Annotated in this window: 10 protein-coding genes and 1 other annotated feature; of the genes, 5 read left to right on the plus strand and 5 right to left on the minus strand. The window is 72.9% G+C overall.

What is annotated here, in order from left to right; translation table 11 throughout:
• The first annotated feature begins 77 nt into the window (after positions 1–77).
• Both AC3ANS_RS09150 and AC3ANS_RS09155 read left to right on the plus strand, forming a co-directional pair.
• Positions 78–2243, plus strand: coding sequence for an MMPL family transporter (locus tag AC3ANS_RS09150; protein WP_488295849.1), 2166 nt, complete (start codon positions 78–80; stop codon positions 2241–2243).
• 30 nt (positions 2244–2273) lie between these two features.
• Positions 2274–2987, plus strand: coding sequence for a hemerythrin domain-containing protein (locus tag AC3ANS_RS09155; protein ID WP_488295850.1), 714 nt, complete (start codon positions 2274–2276; stop codon positions 2985–2987).
• A 27-nt stretch (positions 2988–3014) separates the two neighbouring features.
• Here AC3ANS_RS09155 and AC3ANS_RS09160 read toward each other — a convergent pair whose 3' ends face one another.
• Complete coding sequence (locus AC3ANS_RS09160) at positions 3015–3695, minus strand: SDR family oxidoreductase (RefSeq protein WP_488295851.1); 681 nt, start codon at positions 3693–3695, stop codon at positions 3015–3017.
• Positions 3696–3780: 85 nt separating this feature from the next.
• Here AC3ANS_RS09160 and AC3ANS_RS09165 point away from each other — a divergent pair, with 85 nt between their 5' ends.
• On the plus strand, positions 3781–4116 hold the full coding sequence (locus tag AC3ANS_RS09165) for a winged helix-turn-helix transcriptional regulator (RefSeq protein WP_488296461.1): 336 nt from the start codon (positions 3781–3783) through the stop codon (positions 4114–4116).
• Here the strand turns inward: AC3ANS_RS09165 and AC3ANS_RS09170 are convergent.
• The 4 genes from AC3ANS_RS09170 to AC3ANS_RS09185 all read right to left on the minus strand — a co-directional run bounded on the left by AC3ANS_RS09170 (position 4113) and on the right by AC3ANS_RS09185 (position 11568).
• A complete protein-coding gene (locus AC3ANS_RS09170) occupies positions 4113–7505 on the minus strand; it encodes an ATP-binding protein (RefSeq protein ID WP_488295852.1) in 3393 nt (1130 codons plus the stop codon). The two genes, AC3ANS_RS09165 and AC3ANS_RS09170, sit on opposite strands and share 4 nt — an antisense overlap.
• A gap of 20 nt (positions 7506–7525) precedes the next feature.
• Positions 7526–8515, minus strand: a complete 990-nt coding sequence (locus AC3ANS_RS09175; protein WP_488295853.1) for a glycosyl hydrolase family 18 protein — start codon at positions 8513–8515, stop codon at positions 7526–7528.
• A 308-nt stretch (positions 8516–8823) separates the two neighbouring features.
• A protein-coding gene (locus AC3ANS_RS09180) for an IS3 family transposase (protein ID WP_488295854.1) occupies positions 8824–10067 on the minus strand; the annotation gives its coding sequence in 2 pieces (ribosomal slippage) (positions 8824–9779 and positions 9779–10067; 1245 coding nt in all).
• Positions 9652–9780: a sequence feature (AL1L pseudoknot), on the minus strand. (Overlaps the previous gene by 129 nt.)
• Positions 10068–10329: 262 nt before the next feature.
• A complete protein-coding gene (locus tag AC3ANS_RS09185; RefSeq protein ID WP_488295855.1) occupies positions 10330–11568 on the minus strand; it encodes an HNH endonuclease signature motif containing protein in 1239 nt (412 codons plus the stop codon).
• Positions 11569–12176: 608 nt separating this feature from the next.
• Here AC3ANS_RS09185 and AC3ANS_RS09190 point away from each other — a divergent pair.
• Positions 12177–12623, plus strand: coding sequence for an NUDIX domain-containing protein (locus tag AC3ANS_RS09190; RefSeq protein WP_488296462.1), 447 nt, complete (start codon positions 12177–12179; stop codon positions 12621–12623).
• Between the two features lie 8 nt (positions 12624–12631).
• Positions 12632–13555: an SMP-30/gluconolactonase/LRE family protein gene (locus tag AC3ANS_RS09195; protein WP_488295856.1), complete on the plus strand. Its 924-nt coding sequence runs from the start codon at positions 12632–12634 to the stop codon at positions 13553–13555.
• Positions 13556–13571: the final 16 nt, after the last annotated feature.

The following is a 13571-nucleotide window of genomic DNA, read 5'->3' on the forward strand; positions in this document are numbered from 1 at the left end:
CCCAGTCGGCCTCAAGTAGCGCGACCCAGAGTGCTCCCACAGACCGACCTGCGAACAGCCTCAAACAGGGAGCACCCGTGAACCGCATCCTCTACCGCCTCGGCAACGGCGCCGCGGCTCATCCGTGGCGGACGATCTCCGCGTGGCTCGTGGTCGCCGTCGTGGCGTTCGGGCTCGCCGGCGCGCTCGGTGGCACCACCCACGACGACTACGACATCCCCGACGCGCGTGCCCAGGTGGGCATCGAGCAGCTGCGGGCGCACCTGCCCGCCGCCGGCGGTGCCACTGCCCAGGTCGTGGTCCACGACCCCAGCGGTCGCTCCCTGGAAGCCGCCGACCTCGGGGCCCTGGTCCAGCGGCTGCGCGGCCTCGACCACGCCAGTCGCGTGACCGAGCCCCGCGTCTCCGCCGACGGCGACACCGCGCTCGTCACGGTCTCGTACGACGTCCCCACGACCGACCCCGACCTGGTCGGCGAGCACGGGTACGACCCGCTCGTCGACGCGATCGAGCCGCTGCGCGACGCCGGCCTCCAGGCCGAGCTGGGCGGCGAGCTGCCGGGTGGCGCGGAGTCGCACATGACCGGCACCGGAGAGATCGCCGGCGTCATCGCGGCCCTCGTGCTGCTGGTGGTCGCGTTCGGCTCGGTGATCGCCGCCGGGCTCCCGCTGGCGATTGCCCTCATGGGCCTGGCCGTCGGGTCGGCCGGCGTGACGCTGCTCGCGGCCACGATGGACGTGAGCACGGCTGCGCCGACGGTCGCGACGATGGTCGGGCTCGGCGTGGGCATCGACTACGCGCTCCTGCTCGTCACCCGGCACGTGGAGTTCCTCGCCCAGGGTCTGGACACGTGCGAGGCCGCGGGCCGGGCGATGGCGACCGCGGGACGCTCGGTCGTGTTCGCCTCGGCCACCGTGCTGATCTCGTTGCTGGGTCTGCGCCTGGGCGGCCTGCCCGTCTACTCGACGTTCGGCTACGCGACCGCGATCGCGGTCGTCTCCGTGCTGGCCGCGGCCGTCACGCTGGTGCCGGCGCTGTGCGGACTCGCCGGCCGACGGCTGCTCCCGCGGCGTACCCGCGCGGGCCGCGCCCGCCGCGACCGGGCACCCCTCACCGCTCGCTGGGCGGCCCGCGTGGGCCGCCGGCCGCTCGCCGCCGCGCTCGCTGCGCTCACGTTCCTGCTGCTGCTCGCCGCCCCGACGCTCGGGATGCGCACCTGGCCCCAGGACGGCAGCAGCAACAGTCCCGAGACCTCCGTGCGCCGGGCCTACGACCTCATCGACGGCGAGTACGGCGCCGGCGCCAACGGCCCGTTCACGATCGTCGTCGACACCGCCCGGGCCGACGCCGACGACGTGTCCGAGCAGGTCGCCGACCACGCGGGCATCGCCGGGGTCACCACCCCGGTCACGAGCCCCGACGGCGCGATCGCGGTCTTCGACGCGGAGCCGACCACCGGTCCCTCCGACGAGCGCACCTCCGAGCTGGTCACGAGCTTGCGTGACGACCTCCCGGCCGGCGTCGAGGTCACGGGCACCACGCCGCTGTTCGCCGACATCTCCGGGATGCTCGCGAGCCGGCTGTGGCTGGTCGTCGGGTTCGTGGTCGCGGTGTCGGTGCTGCTGCTGGCGATGATGTTCCGCTCGGTCGTGGTGCCGGTGAAGGCCGCGCTGATGAACCTGCTGTCCATCGGGGCGTCGTACGGCGTGCTGACCGCGGTGTTCCAGTGGGGCTGGGGCGGCAGCGTGCTCGGCATCGACCACGCGGTGGCCGTCTCGAGCTGGATCCCGATCCTCAACTTCGCGATCCTGTTCGGGCTCTCCATGGACTACGAGGTGTTCCTGCTCTCGCGGATCCGGGAGGAGTGGCTGCACACCGGCGACGCCCGGGGGAGCGTCGAGCGCGGCCTGGCCTCGACCGGCCGGGTGATCTCCTCGGCCGCGGCGATCATGGTCGTGGTGTTCCTCGGGTTCTCGACCGAGGCGGACACCGTCGTCAAGCAGCTCGGGTTCGGCATGGCCGTGGCGATCGCGCTCGACGCCACCGTGGTCCGGATGGTGCTCGTGCCCGCCACGATGATGCTGCTCGGCCGGTGGAACTGGTGGCTGCCGGCCTGGCTGGACCGCCTGCTCCCGACCATCGAGGCGGAGCGGCACGTCTCGCTCGCCGGCCCCGAGGCCGGGTCCGGCGACGCCTGGGACGACTTCGACAAGACCGGGGAGCACACGCCGGCCGGCGTGTGACGGATGTCAGAGGACAGGGGAGAGGACGACATGACCACGAACGCGCACGGCGCCCGGCCCCGGCAGCTGCGGCTGCCCGGGCAGACCGCGGCCCACGAGGGACCGGTCGACATGTTCATGATGTACGTGATGCACCACGCGTTCCGGCGCGACCTGGACGCGTTCGTCCCGGCGGTGCGCAACACCCCGGCGAGCGACCGGCGCACGTGGCGGCTGCTCGCCGACCGGTGGCAGGTGTTCGCGGAGGCGTTGCACGAGCACCACACCACCGAGGACGACCTGATCTGGCCCGAGGTGAAGCGGCTCGTGCCGCCCGAGGACGCCGCGACGCTCACGGCGATGGAGGCCGAGCACGGCGAGATCGACCCGCTGCTGGAGTCGTGCGCGGCCGGTTTCCGCCGGCTCGCCCAGCGTGCGGACGAGGACGCCCGGGCCGCCCTCGCCGTACGCATCGCCGCGGCCCGCGAGTCGCTGCGCCGCCACCTCGCCCACGAGGAGGGCGACGCGATCGAGGTCATCCAACGGGAGGTCACCGCCGAGGACTGGGCGCGGATCCAGCAGGCCATCGACGCCCGCGGGTCGCTGCGCGGTGCCCTGCGGATGGTGCCGTGGGCGGCGCACGAGGTCCCGCGCGAGGTGCTCGACCGCGCCTTCGCCGAGGTCGGTACGCCGTTCCGGGTGGTGTGGCTGCTGACCCGGCGCGGCTTCGCCCGGCGCGAGGAGCGGGCGTTCCGCTACGCCTGACCCGCGCCGCACCCCGGTCGGTGCCGGTCAGTGGTGCCGGGTGCCGCCGTCGACGTGGATCGTCTCGCCGGTGACCCACCCGGCACCCAGCAGCCACAGCGCGGCGTCGGTGACGTCCTCGAGCGTCCCGACCCGGCCGGTCAGCGAGCGAGCGGCGGCACCGGCGTACAGCGCCTGGCGGCGCTCGTCGGGGAGCATGTCCCAGGCGCCGGAGTCGGTGATGCCGGGGGCGATCGCGTTCACGCGCAGTGGTGCGAGCTCGACCGCGAGGTGGGTGACGAGCGCCGCGAGAGCGGCGTTCGCGGTGCCCTTGACGACGGTGCCGGGCTTGGGCTGCCAGCCCACGATGCCGGAGAAGAACAGGAACGAACCGCCCTCGGACATCCGGGGTGCGAAGTGCTTGGCGAGCAGGAGGGGGCCGACGACCTTGGCGGCGAACGCCACCTGGATCTTGGCGTGCTCCAGGTCGGCGACCCGGACGTCGTGGTGGGCCGACGCGGTGGAGACCACGTGGTCGAAGCCGCCGAGGGACTCGGCGGCCCGCGCGATCGTCGCCTCGTCGGTGACGTCGACCCGGACGTCCGCGCCGGACCGGCCGGCGACCACGACGCGGGCGCCCGACTGGGCGGCCCGCCGCGCGAGGTCGGCGCCGATGCCCCGGGTGCCGCCGACGATGAGGATGCTGGTGCCTGCGAGGTTCTCGTTCATGACCCGGACGGTATAGATTGGATACCGGTATCTACAACGCTACCGGGAGGACCGCGTGGGCCCCTCAGTCAAGGCGTACGACGTCATGGCGGCCACCTGCCCGAGCCGCACGGTGCTGCACCGCATCGGGGCGCGCTGGACGGTGTTCGTCGTCAACGCGCTGGAGGACGGTCCGCTGCGGTTCACCCAGCTCAAGGCCCACATCCGGGGGATCACGCCCAAGGCGCTCACCGAGACCCTCCGGGCGATGGAGGCCGACGGGCTGCTCGCCCGGCGCGACCTGGGCGGCAACCCGCCTCACGTCGAGTACGCGCTGACCGACCTCGGGCGCTCCCTACTGGTGCCGCTGCGCGCCGTACGCCAGTGGGCCGAGACCCACGTGCCCGAGGTGCTCGCCGCGCGCGAGAGGTCCGGGCTCTAGAACCCGAACCGCTCGCGCTGGTCGCGGACCCAGTCGGCGGCGAGCGGGATGTCCCAGCGCTCGCAGAGCTCGAGGGCCGTGTCGGCGTGCCGGGCCGCGAGGCCGTCCTCCCCGGTGGCGTGCGCGGCCATCGCGAGGAAGATGTCGACCGGTCCGACCACGGTGCCCGACCCCGCGCAGGCCGGGCGGCCCGCGCAGCCGACCAGGCGCTCGTACGCCGCGGCGGCCAGCGCGCGGTCGCCCAGGTAGCACGCCGCCTCCGCGGCCATGCTCAGCGCCATCGTGGCGAACCAGGTCTGGACGTCGATGGTCCGGCGGATCTCCTCCTCGTGCGTGGCGAGGTACTCCCGCGCCTCGTCGGGTCGTCCGGCCCGGCACAGCATGCTCGCGATCGAGGTGGAGAGCGGCAGGAACGAGTCCTGCGCGAGGGCGAGCACGCCGTCGGCGACGGCCTCGATCTGGCCCTCCCACATGACCTGCATCAGCGTCGCCCCGGCGATGGCCTCGTCGTACCCGATGATCGAGACGACCTCGCCGAGGCCGGCGAGGTGCCCCAGGTGCTTGCTGACGTCGTCGCTCCGGCCACGCATCGCGGCCCAGGCGACCTCGATCGAGTCGAGCAGCAGGTAGGCGTAGACGTGGCGCACGCGGTCGGCCTCGACCCGGGCACCCGCGAGCGCCTCCTCGAGCACCGCGACGTCGCCCAGCTCGCCGGCCGCGACCGCGCGCAGGGTCAGCGCCGAGGCCAGCAGCACGGTGTCGTCGAGCCCGCGGGCGAGGTCGGCCGCCTCGCCGGCCAGCTCGAGGCGACGCTCTGCGGTCCGTGGGTGCCAGGTCGCGATCGAGGCCTTGAGCGCGGCATCCGCCAACAGCGCGGGATCGCCGAGACGACGCGCCATCGCAACCGCCTCGTCAGCGAGCGCCTCGCGCTCCTGGGCGCTCGCCCCGTAGTAGATCTCGCCCGCCAGCGCCAGCATCACCCGGCAGCGTCGCGGATCGTCGCCGGCGGGCAGCCGATCGAGCGCGCGGCGCAGCGCGTCGACCACGACCTCGTCGACGACGCCTCCGGCCGGCGTCCACAACGACCCCGTGCTCGTCATCTCACCGGCGCGGATCAGCATCTCGAGGTCGCCCACCTCGTCGGCGACCTCGATGGCCTCGTGGGCGACGCCACCCAGCTCGACCCAGCGGCCGGCCCGGCGCAGCACCTCGGCGAGGTCGGCGACCAGCTCGAACCGGGCCCGCTCGTCGGACGCGGTGTCCTGGTCCTGGGCGCGCAGCGCGTGCTCGAGCATCTCCAGCGCCTCGACGTACGCATAGACGGCCGTCGCGGACCGTGCCGCGGCCTGGGCAGCCGGCCAGGCCTGCGCGAGGTGCCGCGGCCCCGCCGCCAGCCAGTGCCGGGCGATCTCGGCCTCGTGGCCGGCGCGCCCGGCCAGCGCCTCCGCCGCGCGAGCGTGCACGCGGGCCCGGCGCGACTGCGGCAGGATCGCCAGCACGGTGTCGCGCACCAGCGCGTGGGTGAACCGGAACCGGTCCACGCCGTCCTCCTCGACGAGTCCGGCGGCCAGCGCCGGGTCGAGGTCGTCGAGGACCCGGTCCTCGTCGGGGTCCTCGGGGCGGATCGTGCGTGCGAGCGTGCCGAGCTCGAAGATCCGTCCCAGCACGCTCGCGGTCTGCAGCAGCTCGCGGGTGGGCTCGTCGAGCTGCGCGAGGCGCCGCGAGAGCACCTCGTGCACGGCGGCCGGTGGCTGTGCCTCAGCCATCAGGGCAGCGACGTCGCCGCGCTCGCGGGCCAGCCGGGCGTACTCGACGAGGAAGAACGGGTTGCCCTCCGTACGCCTGCGCAGCGCGTCGGTCTCGGCGCCGGTCGGCTCGGCGTCGGTGATCTGGGCGAACACCTGCGCGGCGGCGTCGGCGCTGATGCCGCGCAGCTGCAGGCGCAGCGCGTGCTTGCGGGCCAGGGCCTCGGCCACCTCCGCCAGCGCTCCGGTCGGCGGCGGGTGCTCGCGCCACGTCGTGAGCACCAGCAGCCGCGGCCCGGCACCCTCGGCGACCGCGGCCTCGGTGAGCAGCCGCAGCACCCGCAGGCTCGAGGTGTCGGCCCAGTGCAGGTCGTCGATCACCAGCATCAGCGGGGCCGAGGTGGCCGCGGACAGCACCGCCTCCACGACCGTCTCCCAGGCCCGGAACGCCGCTCCGCCGTCGTCGGCGTCGCTGGTGGGCAGCTCCGAGCCCAGCCGTTCGAGCACCGTGGCCCAGGGCCAGAGCGCGGGGGCGCCGTCGTCCTGGGAGCAGCGGCCCCAGGCGATCCTCATGCCGTGGTCGGCGGCGTACGTCGCGGCCTCGATCGCCAGCCGGCTCTTGCCGATGCCCGGCTCACCGGTGAGCGCGACGAACGCCGGTGACCGGTCTCCGGCGGCGACGCTGTGGACCAGGTCGGTCAGCGCGCTCAGCTCCTCGTCCCGGCCGGCGAGCGACCAGCCCCACGGAGACGGGAACGGGAGCGGGGCGTGGACCTCGCTCGCCGCGGGAGCCGGAGCCTGCGTCTGAGCGGGGTCGGCCGGTGCCGGGACCGCGGTGGTCTCCTGGCGCAGCACGGCGGTCTGCACCGCGCGCAGCTCGGCGCCCGGTTCGAGGCCGAGCTCCTCGTCGAGCACGTCGCGCACCTGGCGCAACACGGCGAGGGCGTCTGCCTGTCGCCCGGAGCCCGCGAGCGCCAGCGCCCGAAGCGCCCAGGCCCGCTCGCGCAGCGGGTGTTGGCGGGTCAGGGCGTCGAGCTCGGCGGCGACCGTGGCGTGCAGTCCCAGCAGGATGCCGAGCGCCGCACGGTCCTCGGTGGCGAGCACCCGCAGCTCCTCGAGCCTGGCCCGTTCGGTCTCGGCCGCGGGCGCCTCGCCCAGGTCGGCGAACGGCACGCCACGCCACAGCGAGAGCGCCTCCTCGAGGCTGCGGTGCAAGACGTCGAGGCCGCCCGCGTCCGGTGCGCCCGGGGGCAGGGCGCGTCCCCGGCACAGCGCGTCCGCGAGCGGAGCGACCCGGGTGTGGGTCGTCGACACGACCTGCTCGAAGGCCGCCGTGTCCAGGTGGTCCTCGGGCAGCCGGAGCGCGTACCCGGGCTGCTCGGTCACCAGCAGGCTCCCGCCCCCGCGAGTGGTGCGCCCGGGCTCGAGCGCGCGGCGCAGCCCCGCGACGTACCCCTGCATGGTGCCGGACACCCCGGGCGGCGGTGTGCCGTTCCAGACCAGGTCGGCGAGGGTGTCGACGGCGACCGCGCGCCCGCGGTGCAGCGCCAGCGCCGCGAGCAGGGCACGCTGCTTGGGACCGCCCAGGTTGACCGGACCGGAGGCGTCGCTGGCCACGGTCGTGCCCAGCACGCCGATCTGCATGGCGAGCAGGATAGGGCCGCTCAGCCCAGGGTGTCCGCCGATCCGATCCGCCAGAGCGCGAGGCCGCGCACGCCGTACTCGCGGGCGAGCGCGACCCGACGGTCGTACGACCGGCCGTCGGACCACCACAGCACGGTGCCGTTGGAGAGCCGGGCGGTCCACTCGCCGAGGCGGGGTCGCCAGTGCGCTGTCGCGCCGTCGCGGTGGACCATGCCGCGGGCCATCCGCAGCGTGAGGCTGCGGCCGGTGCCCTCGGTCGGCCAGCTGTAGCCGTAGCCCGAGACGCCCAACAGCACCTGGTCGGCGGGCACGACCGACAGCAGCGCGTCCAGCGCGTCACGCTGCCACGTCAGCGGGCCGATGGGCCCCGGGCCCGACCAGGGGCCGTGCATGTCGTAGGTCATCACCGCGATGACGTCGGCGGTGTCCGCCAGGCCGGCCAGGCGATAGCCGCGCGAGCGGTAGGCCCGCACCGACGTGGCCGCGCTGATGTCGATCGACACCGTCCGTTCCTCGGGCATCCGCGCCTGGAGCTCCCGCACCAGGCTCACCAACCCGTCACCGTCGGCGGCGCGCACACCCTCGAGGTCGACGTTCACGGAGTCCCAGCCCTGGTCGACGACGTACGCCGCGATCCGGCGCGCGACCGCCTCGATGTGGTCGGGGTCGGCCAGCAGTCGGTGCAGCGCCGCGCGGTCGAACGTCTCGAGCCGGTTGCTGTAGTTGCTCAGCAGCAGCTCACCGGCCAGTCCGTGCGCGTGCGCCGCCCGCAGCAACCGCCGGGCGTCGTCGGTGGGCGCCGCGACCCCCGCGCCGTCGGCGTGGATCGACACCCCGGCGACGCTCAGCGTGGTCAGTCCGCCGGCATTGCGCGCCACCAACCGGTCGGGACTGCTCTGCAGGATCCACCCGGTCACCTCCAGCCCGTCGGGCGGTGCCGCCTCCGCCGAGACCGGCACCAGCAGGACGAGACCGAGAGCAGCCGCCGCGAGACGGACCATGCGCACCATGGCCTCAGCCTGCCACCGTCTCTGCCGAGCTCATGCCTCGCGGCCGACGACGTTCGGCCTGCGGGCCGGCTTGGGTCGTCGTTGTTGAAGAACGAGGGAGCGTGGTCGCCGTTCGCTGTGGTCACCCGAGGGTGGTCGGCGTCCGCGCTGGGCACGAGGTCGTCTGTGGTCGACGTGCTGTGGTCGTCGTTGCAGACCCGGGATTCCTCCTGCCGATTCCACCGTGTGGGGGGTGTCCGGTTGGGTGACGGGGTTTCGAGGCTCGCTTTGAACCGCCCCGGGGTTTCCGGATACTTCGTGTGGTGTCTCTACCCGGTCGGGAGGAGACGGTTTCGTGCAGCGTAGTGAACTTCCTCGGCCTGGATGGGTGTCAGGTCGTCGATGGATTCGTGGGTGCGCTCGGTGTTGAACCAGGTGACCCACGTCAAGGTGGCGAGCTCGACCTCCTCGACGTCGCTCCAGGGGCCTTCGGGGCGGATGAGCTCGGTCTTGTAGATCCCGATCTGCGACTCGGCCAGGGCGTTGTCGTAGGCGTCACCCACCGAACCCACTGAGGCATCCACGCCGGCCTCGATGAGGCGATTGGTGAACGCGAACGAGGTGTACTGGCTGCCGGCGTCGGTGTGGTGCACCAGCCCGGTCAGGTCGCCGACACCGTCACGGTCGCGGGTCCACAGGGCGTGCTCGAGGCAGTCGAGGACCAGATGGGTGGTCATCCGTGTGGCTGCCCGCCAGCCCACGATCCGGCGTGAGAAGACGTCGAAGACGAAGGCCACGTAGACGGTGCCGGACCAGGTCGCGACGTAGGTGAAGTCCGCGACCCAGAGCCGGTTCGGGGCCGGTGCGGTGAAGTCCCGGTCGACCAGATCGGCCGGGCGCGGGTCGGCCGGGGCGGGGATCGTGGTGCGGACCTGTTTGCCCCGCAACGCGCCCGTCCAGCCCTGGGCGGCCATCAGCCGTTCCACGGTGCACCGGGCCACGTCGTGGCCTTGTGCACGCAAGTGCAGCCACATCTTGCGGGCACCGAACCTGGCACGGAACCGGTGCTCACGCGCGACCCGGATCAACGCGACGATCTCGGCGTCACGCAGGGCGCGCTTCGAGGGCGCCCTGGTGCGGGCCTCGTAGTAGGTCGACGGAGCGATCTTGGCGCCGTGCTCGGTGAGCACCCGGCAGATCGGCTCGACTCCGTACAGGTCACGATGCTGGTCGATGAACTCGATCAGAACCGGGGTTGGCGGTCGAGCTCCGCCGCGAAGAAAGCCGAGGCCGACTTCAAGATCTGGTTCGCCCGCTCGAGCTCAGCGACCTTCTTCTTCAGCTCCCGGATCTCAACGACCTCCTCGGTCGTCTTGCCCGGACGAGTGCCCCCGTCGACCTCGGCCTGACGCACCCACTTGCGCAGCGTCTCGGCCGAACCAAGCCCGAGCTGACCAGCGATCGCACGGATCGCCTGGAACTCAGTGGGGTACTCACCCTGCGCCACCGACTCGGCCACCGCCCGCACCGCGCGCTCACGCAGCTCCCGGGGGTACTTGCTGGGACGTGCCATGACTTCATCCTCTTCCAACTAATGAAGTCTCCGGACATCCCGGGGCGGTTCACTTCGCTCGCACCTCAACCGCCGTCGCGGTGCCGGGACTCGGTGGTTGAGGTGTGAGGAGCGTTAGCGACGAGCCTCGAAACCACCCCCCGTCGGGCCGGAACACGGTGGTTGAGGTGTGAGGAGCGCTAGCGACGAGCCTCGAAACCACGCCGGCGGGGCGGGGGCATGGGAGTGGCCCCGCGGGCCGTGGCCGGCGGGGTCGGGTGGGTCAGGTATGTCGGGTGTAGGTCCGGCCGTGGGGGCTGGTCCACACCAGCAGCCGGTGGCCGACCCTGTGGAGGGTCCAGCCGCCGTGGGTCTTCAAGCGGTGGTGGAACCGGCACTCGGGCACCAGGTTGCACGAGCACGTCGGCCCGCCCTCGGCGTAGGCGATGACGTGGTCGAGGTCGCAGCCACGGGAGGGGCGGCTGCAGCCAGGGAACAAACACGTCGGGTAGGTGGCGATGATCTGCTCGCGCAGGGTCTTCGAGGGCGTGTAGCCGGGGACCTCGATGTGCTCGTTGAGGTCGAGGACCGGTCGGATGGTGACGGGTCCGCTGGCGGTGGCGCACCAGCCCTCGACCTGTGAGACCACCACGTGGGTGCGGGTGTTCTCCACCCCGGCGAGCGCGGACTCTGAGAGGTGCACGTAGACGACCAGCTCCCGCTGCTTCCTGGCCGGCTGGACGCTCACGGCCGTGGTGTCGGGTGCGAGCATGAGGTCGCCGCGGGCCAGCGCTCCGGCGGCCAGGGCGCGGCGCACGTTCAGGGACTCGGTGCAGCCGAGGTCGGCGAGCTGCTGCGCACCCGTGGCCAGGGCGTGGTCGAGGTCGAGGGCGTCGGCGAGGTCGAGCTCACCGCGGATCGTGGCGGTGCCCTCCAGGGTGGCGTGGTGGGTGTCGATGTCGAAGAACCGGCCCTCCGCGGCCAGGAGGCGTTGGTGCTCGGCCTCGATCGGGTCGAACAACCCCCGCGCGGCTTCCACGGTCCGGTCGAGCTGGGCCCAGGTGAGCCGGTGCGCGAGCGGGGCGAGGTGCGTGTCGACGTGGTCGGCCGCCTCGGGCGGGAGGGACATCGTGCTGGTGGCGATCCGCCGGGCCCGCCACACCGGCACCTGCCCGGCCATGACGCGCCCCCAGAGACGCGGGAGCCGGTGGCGGACCTCCACCGCATCGCCCAGGTACGAGCGGCCCGCATCAGTGGTCATGCCGAGGGCGAGGGCGAAGTCCGCGACACAGAACTCCGCGACCAGCGGAGCACCGGGACCGGCGATCGCGAGCTCACCCTGCGTGCCCTCCACGGTCGCGGCATCGTCCAGGGCGTCGGCGGGGTTTGCGGTAGCCCAGTCGACGGCCATCTCGAACTGGCGGACTTCCCGGTCGGTCAGCTCTGCGTGGTTGGTCTCGAGGGCAGCCAGGACCCGGGCCGGGGTGTCCGGTCCGGTGGTCTCGATCGGGGTGGCTGCCATGGACCTATCCCAGCAGACCCCACCGACAGTCGAGGGCCCAGAACCCGGGTATCCACAGGGTTCTGGCAAATCCGAAGGTAAAATCTGCGAGCACCCGTCGGGGTCAGGGTCGGCAGGAGGAATCCCGGGTCTGCAACGACGACCACAGCACAGCAACCCACCACGGACCTGGTGCCGAGAGACCGCGGTGACCACCCTCGGGTGACCACAGCGGACGGTGACCACGTCCCTCGCCTTTCAGCAACGACGACCCGGGCGCACCCGCAGGCTGACGTGCATCCGGCGCCCTGCCGACGCTGCGGTGGTTTCGAGGCTCGGGCCTAGCGGCCCTCGCACCTCAACCACCGTGGTCAGGCGCCCTGCTGACGCGGTGGTGGTTTCGAGGCTCGGGCCTAGCGGCCCTCGCACCTCAACCACCGTGACTCCGCGGGCCTAGCGGCCCTCACACCTCAACCACCGTGACTCCGCGGGCCTAGCGGCCCTCGCACCTCAACCACCGTGACTCCGCGGGCCTAGCGGCCCTCGCACCTCAACCACCGTGACTCCGCCGGCCTAGCGGCCCTCGCACCTCAACCACCGTGCCCTGCGAGGTGGGTAGCGTGGCAGTCATGCACCGGTTCGCGAGCGTCCTGCTCGTGGACCGGGAGGGGAGGCTGTTGCTGCAGGAGCGTGACGAGCACCCGGTGATCGACCCGGACAAGTGGGGTCTGGTCGGTGGTCACGTCGAGGACGGCGAGGACTTCGAGCCGGCGGCTTACCGCGAGCTCGCCGAGGAGACCGGCATTCGTCTGCAGTCCGGCGAGCTCAGCCTCTGGCGGGACGCCGAGGTGTTCCACGAGGCGTACGGAACCCTCGACCAGGTGCAGGTCTGGGTGGGCGCGACCACGCTGACCGATGCGGACATCGTCGTGGGGGAGGGCCGGCAGATGGTGTTCGTCGACCCTGCAGAGGCCGGCGGGCTCGCGCTGGGCACGGCCGCGAGCCGGATAGTCCCCGAGTTCTTGGCGTCCGGCACCTATCAAGACCTGGTGCTGGCGGCGCGCTCGCTGCTCTGATGTCTCCCATGGACCTCACCGTGATCCCTGTGCCCGCCGCCGGAGCCGAGGACGTCGTCGTGGCCGGACCGGGACCGGACGAGGGCGCCGTGTTCACCGGCACCGAGGACGGCAGCATCTTCCGGGTCTCCCACGACGGCCGGCGGATCGATCGGGTCGCCCATACCGGCGGCCGGCCGCTGGGCATCGAGCTCGACGGCGACGGCAGGTTGTTGGTGTGCGACGCCCGACGCGGGGTGCTGCGCGTGGACACGCGACACGGGGGAGTGGAGACCGTGACCGACCGGCTCGACGGCAGCCCGATGGTGTTCTGCAACAACGCGGCCGTCGCCTCCGACGGCACGGTGTGGTTCACCGACTCCTCGCGCCACTACGGGATCGACCAGTGGAAGGACGACTTCGTCCAGGACACCCGCACCGGCAGGCTGGCCCGGCTCGGCGCCGACGGCACCGTCGAGGTGGTGATCGACGGTCTCGCGTTCGCCAACGGGGTCGCGCTGGCCGCGGACGAGTCGTACGTCGCTGTCGCGGAGACCGGCGCCCGGACCGTGGTGCGCTGGTGGCTGACCGGCGAGCGCGCCGGCACCCGCGACCACCTCGCCCACGACCTGCCGGGCTACCCCGACAACATCGCTCGAGGGAGCGACGGCCTGATCTGGGTGTCGATCGCCAGCCCGACCGACCCGGTCGTCGAGCGGCTCCAGCGCGCCCCGATGCCGCTGCGCCGGGCCGTCACGAAGGTGCCCGAGCGGCTGCAGCCCAAGCCCAAGCGCACGGTCCGCGCCCTCGCCTTCGACGACGCCGGCCGCCGTGTCCACGACATCGACCTGCCCGGTACGGCGTACCACATGGTCACCGGGGTGCGAGAGCATGACGGACGGCTCTGGCTCGGCAGCCTGCACGAGCCCGCGATCGCGGTCGTCGAGCTCTAGACACGTAGACTCGAGC

This window comes from Nocardia sp. 149-1B (genome assembly GCF_057747975.1).

Bases quoted from the DNA above. Each gene is read 5' to 3' on its own strand.
- AC3ANS_RS09155 (WP_488295850.1), top strand. From the start codon at position 2,274: ATGACCACGAACGCGCACGGCGCCCGGCCCCGGCAGCTGCGGCTGCCC.
- AC3ANS_RS09160 (WP_488295851.1), bottom strand. From the start codon at position 3,695: ATGAACGAGAACCTCGCAGGCACCAGCATCCTCATCGTCGGCGGCACC.
- AC3ANS_RS09165 (WP_488296461.1), top strand. From the start codon at position 3,781: ATGGCGGCCACCTGCCCGAGCCGCACGGTGCTGCACCGCATCGGGGCG.
- AC3ANS_RS09170 (WP_488295852.1), bottom strand. From the start codon at position 7,505: ATGCAGATCGGCGTGCTGGGCACGACCGTGGCCAGCGACGCCTCCGGT.
- AC3ANS_RS09175 (WP_488295853.1), bottom strand. From the start codon at position 8,515: ATGGTGCGCATGGTCCGTCTCGCGGCGGCTGCTCTCGGTCTCGTCCTG.
- AC3ANS_RS09185 (WP_488295855.1), bottom strand. From the start codon at position 11,568: ATGGCAGCCACCCCGATCGAGACCACCGGACCGGACACCCCGGCCCGG.
- AC3ANS_RS09190 (WP_488296462.1), top strand. From the start codon at position 12,177: ATGCACCGGTTCGCGAGCGTCCTGCTCGTGGACCGGGAGGGGAGGCTG.
- AC3ANS_RS09195 (WP_488295856.1), top strand. From the start codon at position 12,632: ATGGACCTCACCGTGATCCCTGTGCCCGCCGCCGGAGCCGAGGACGTC.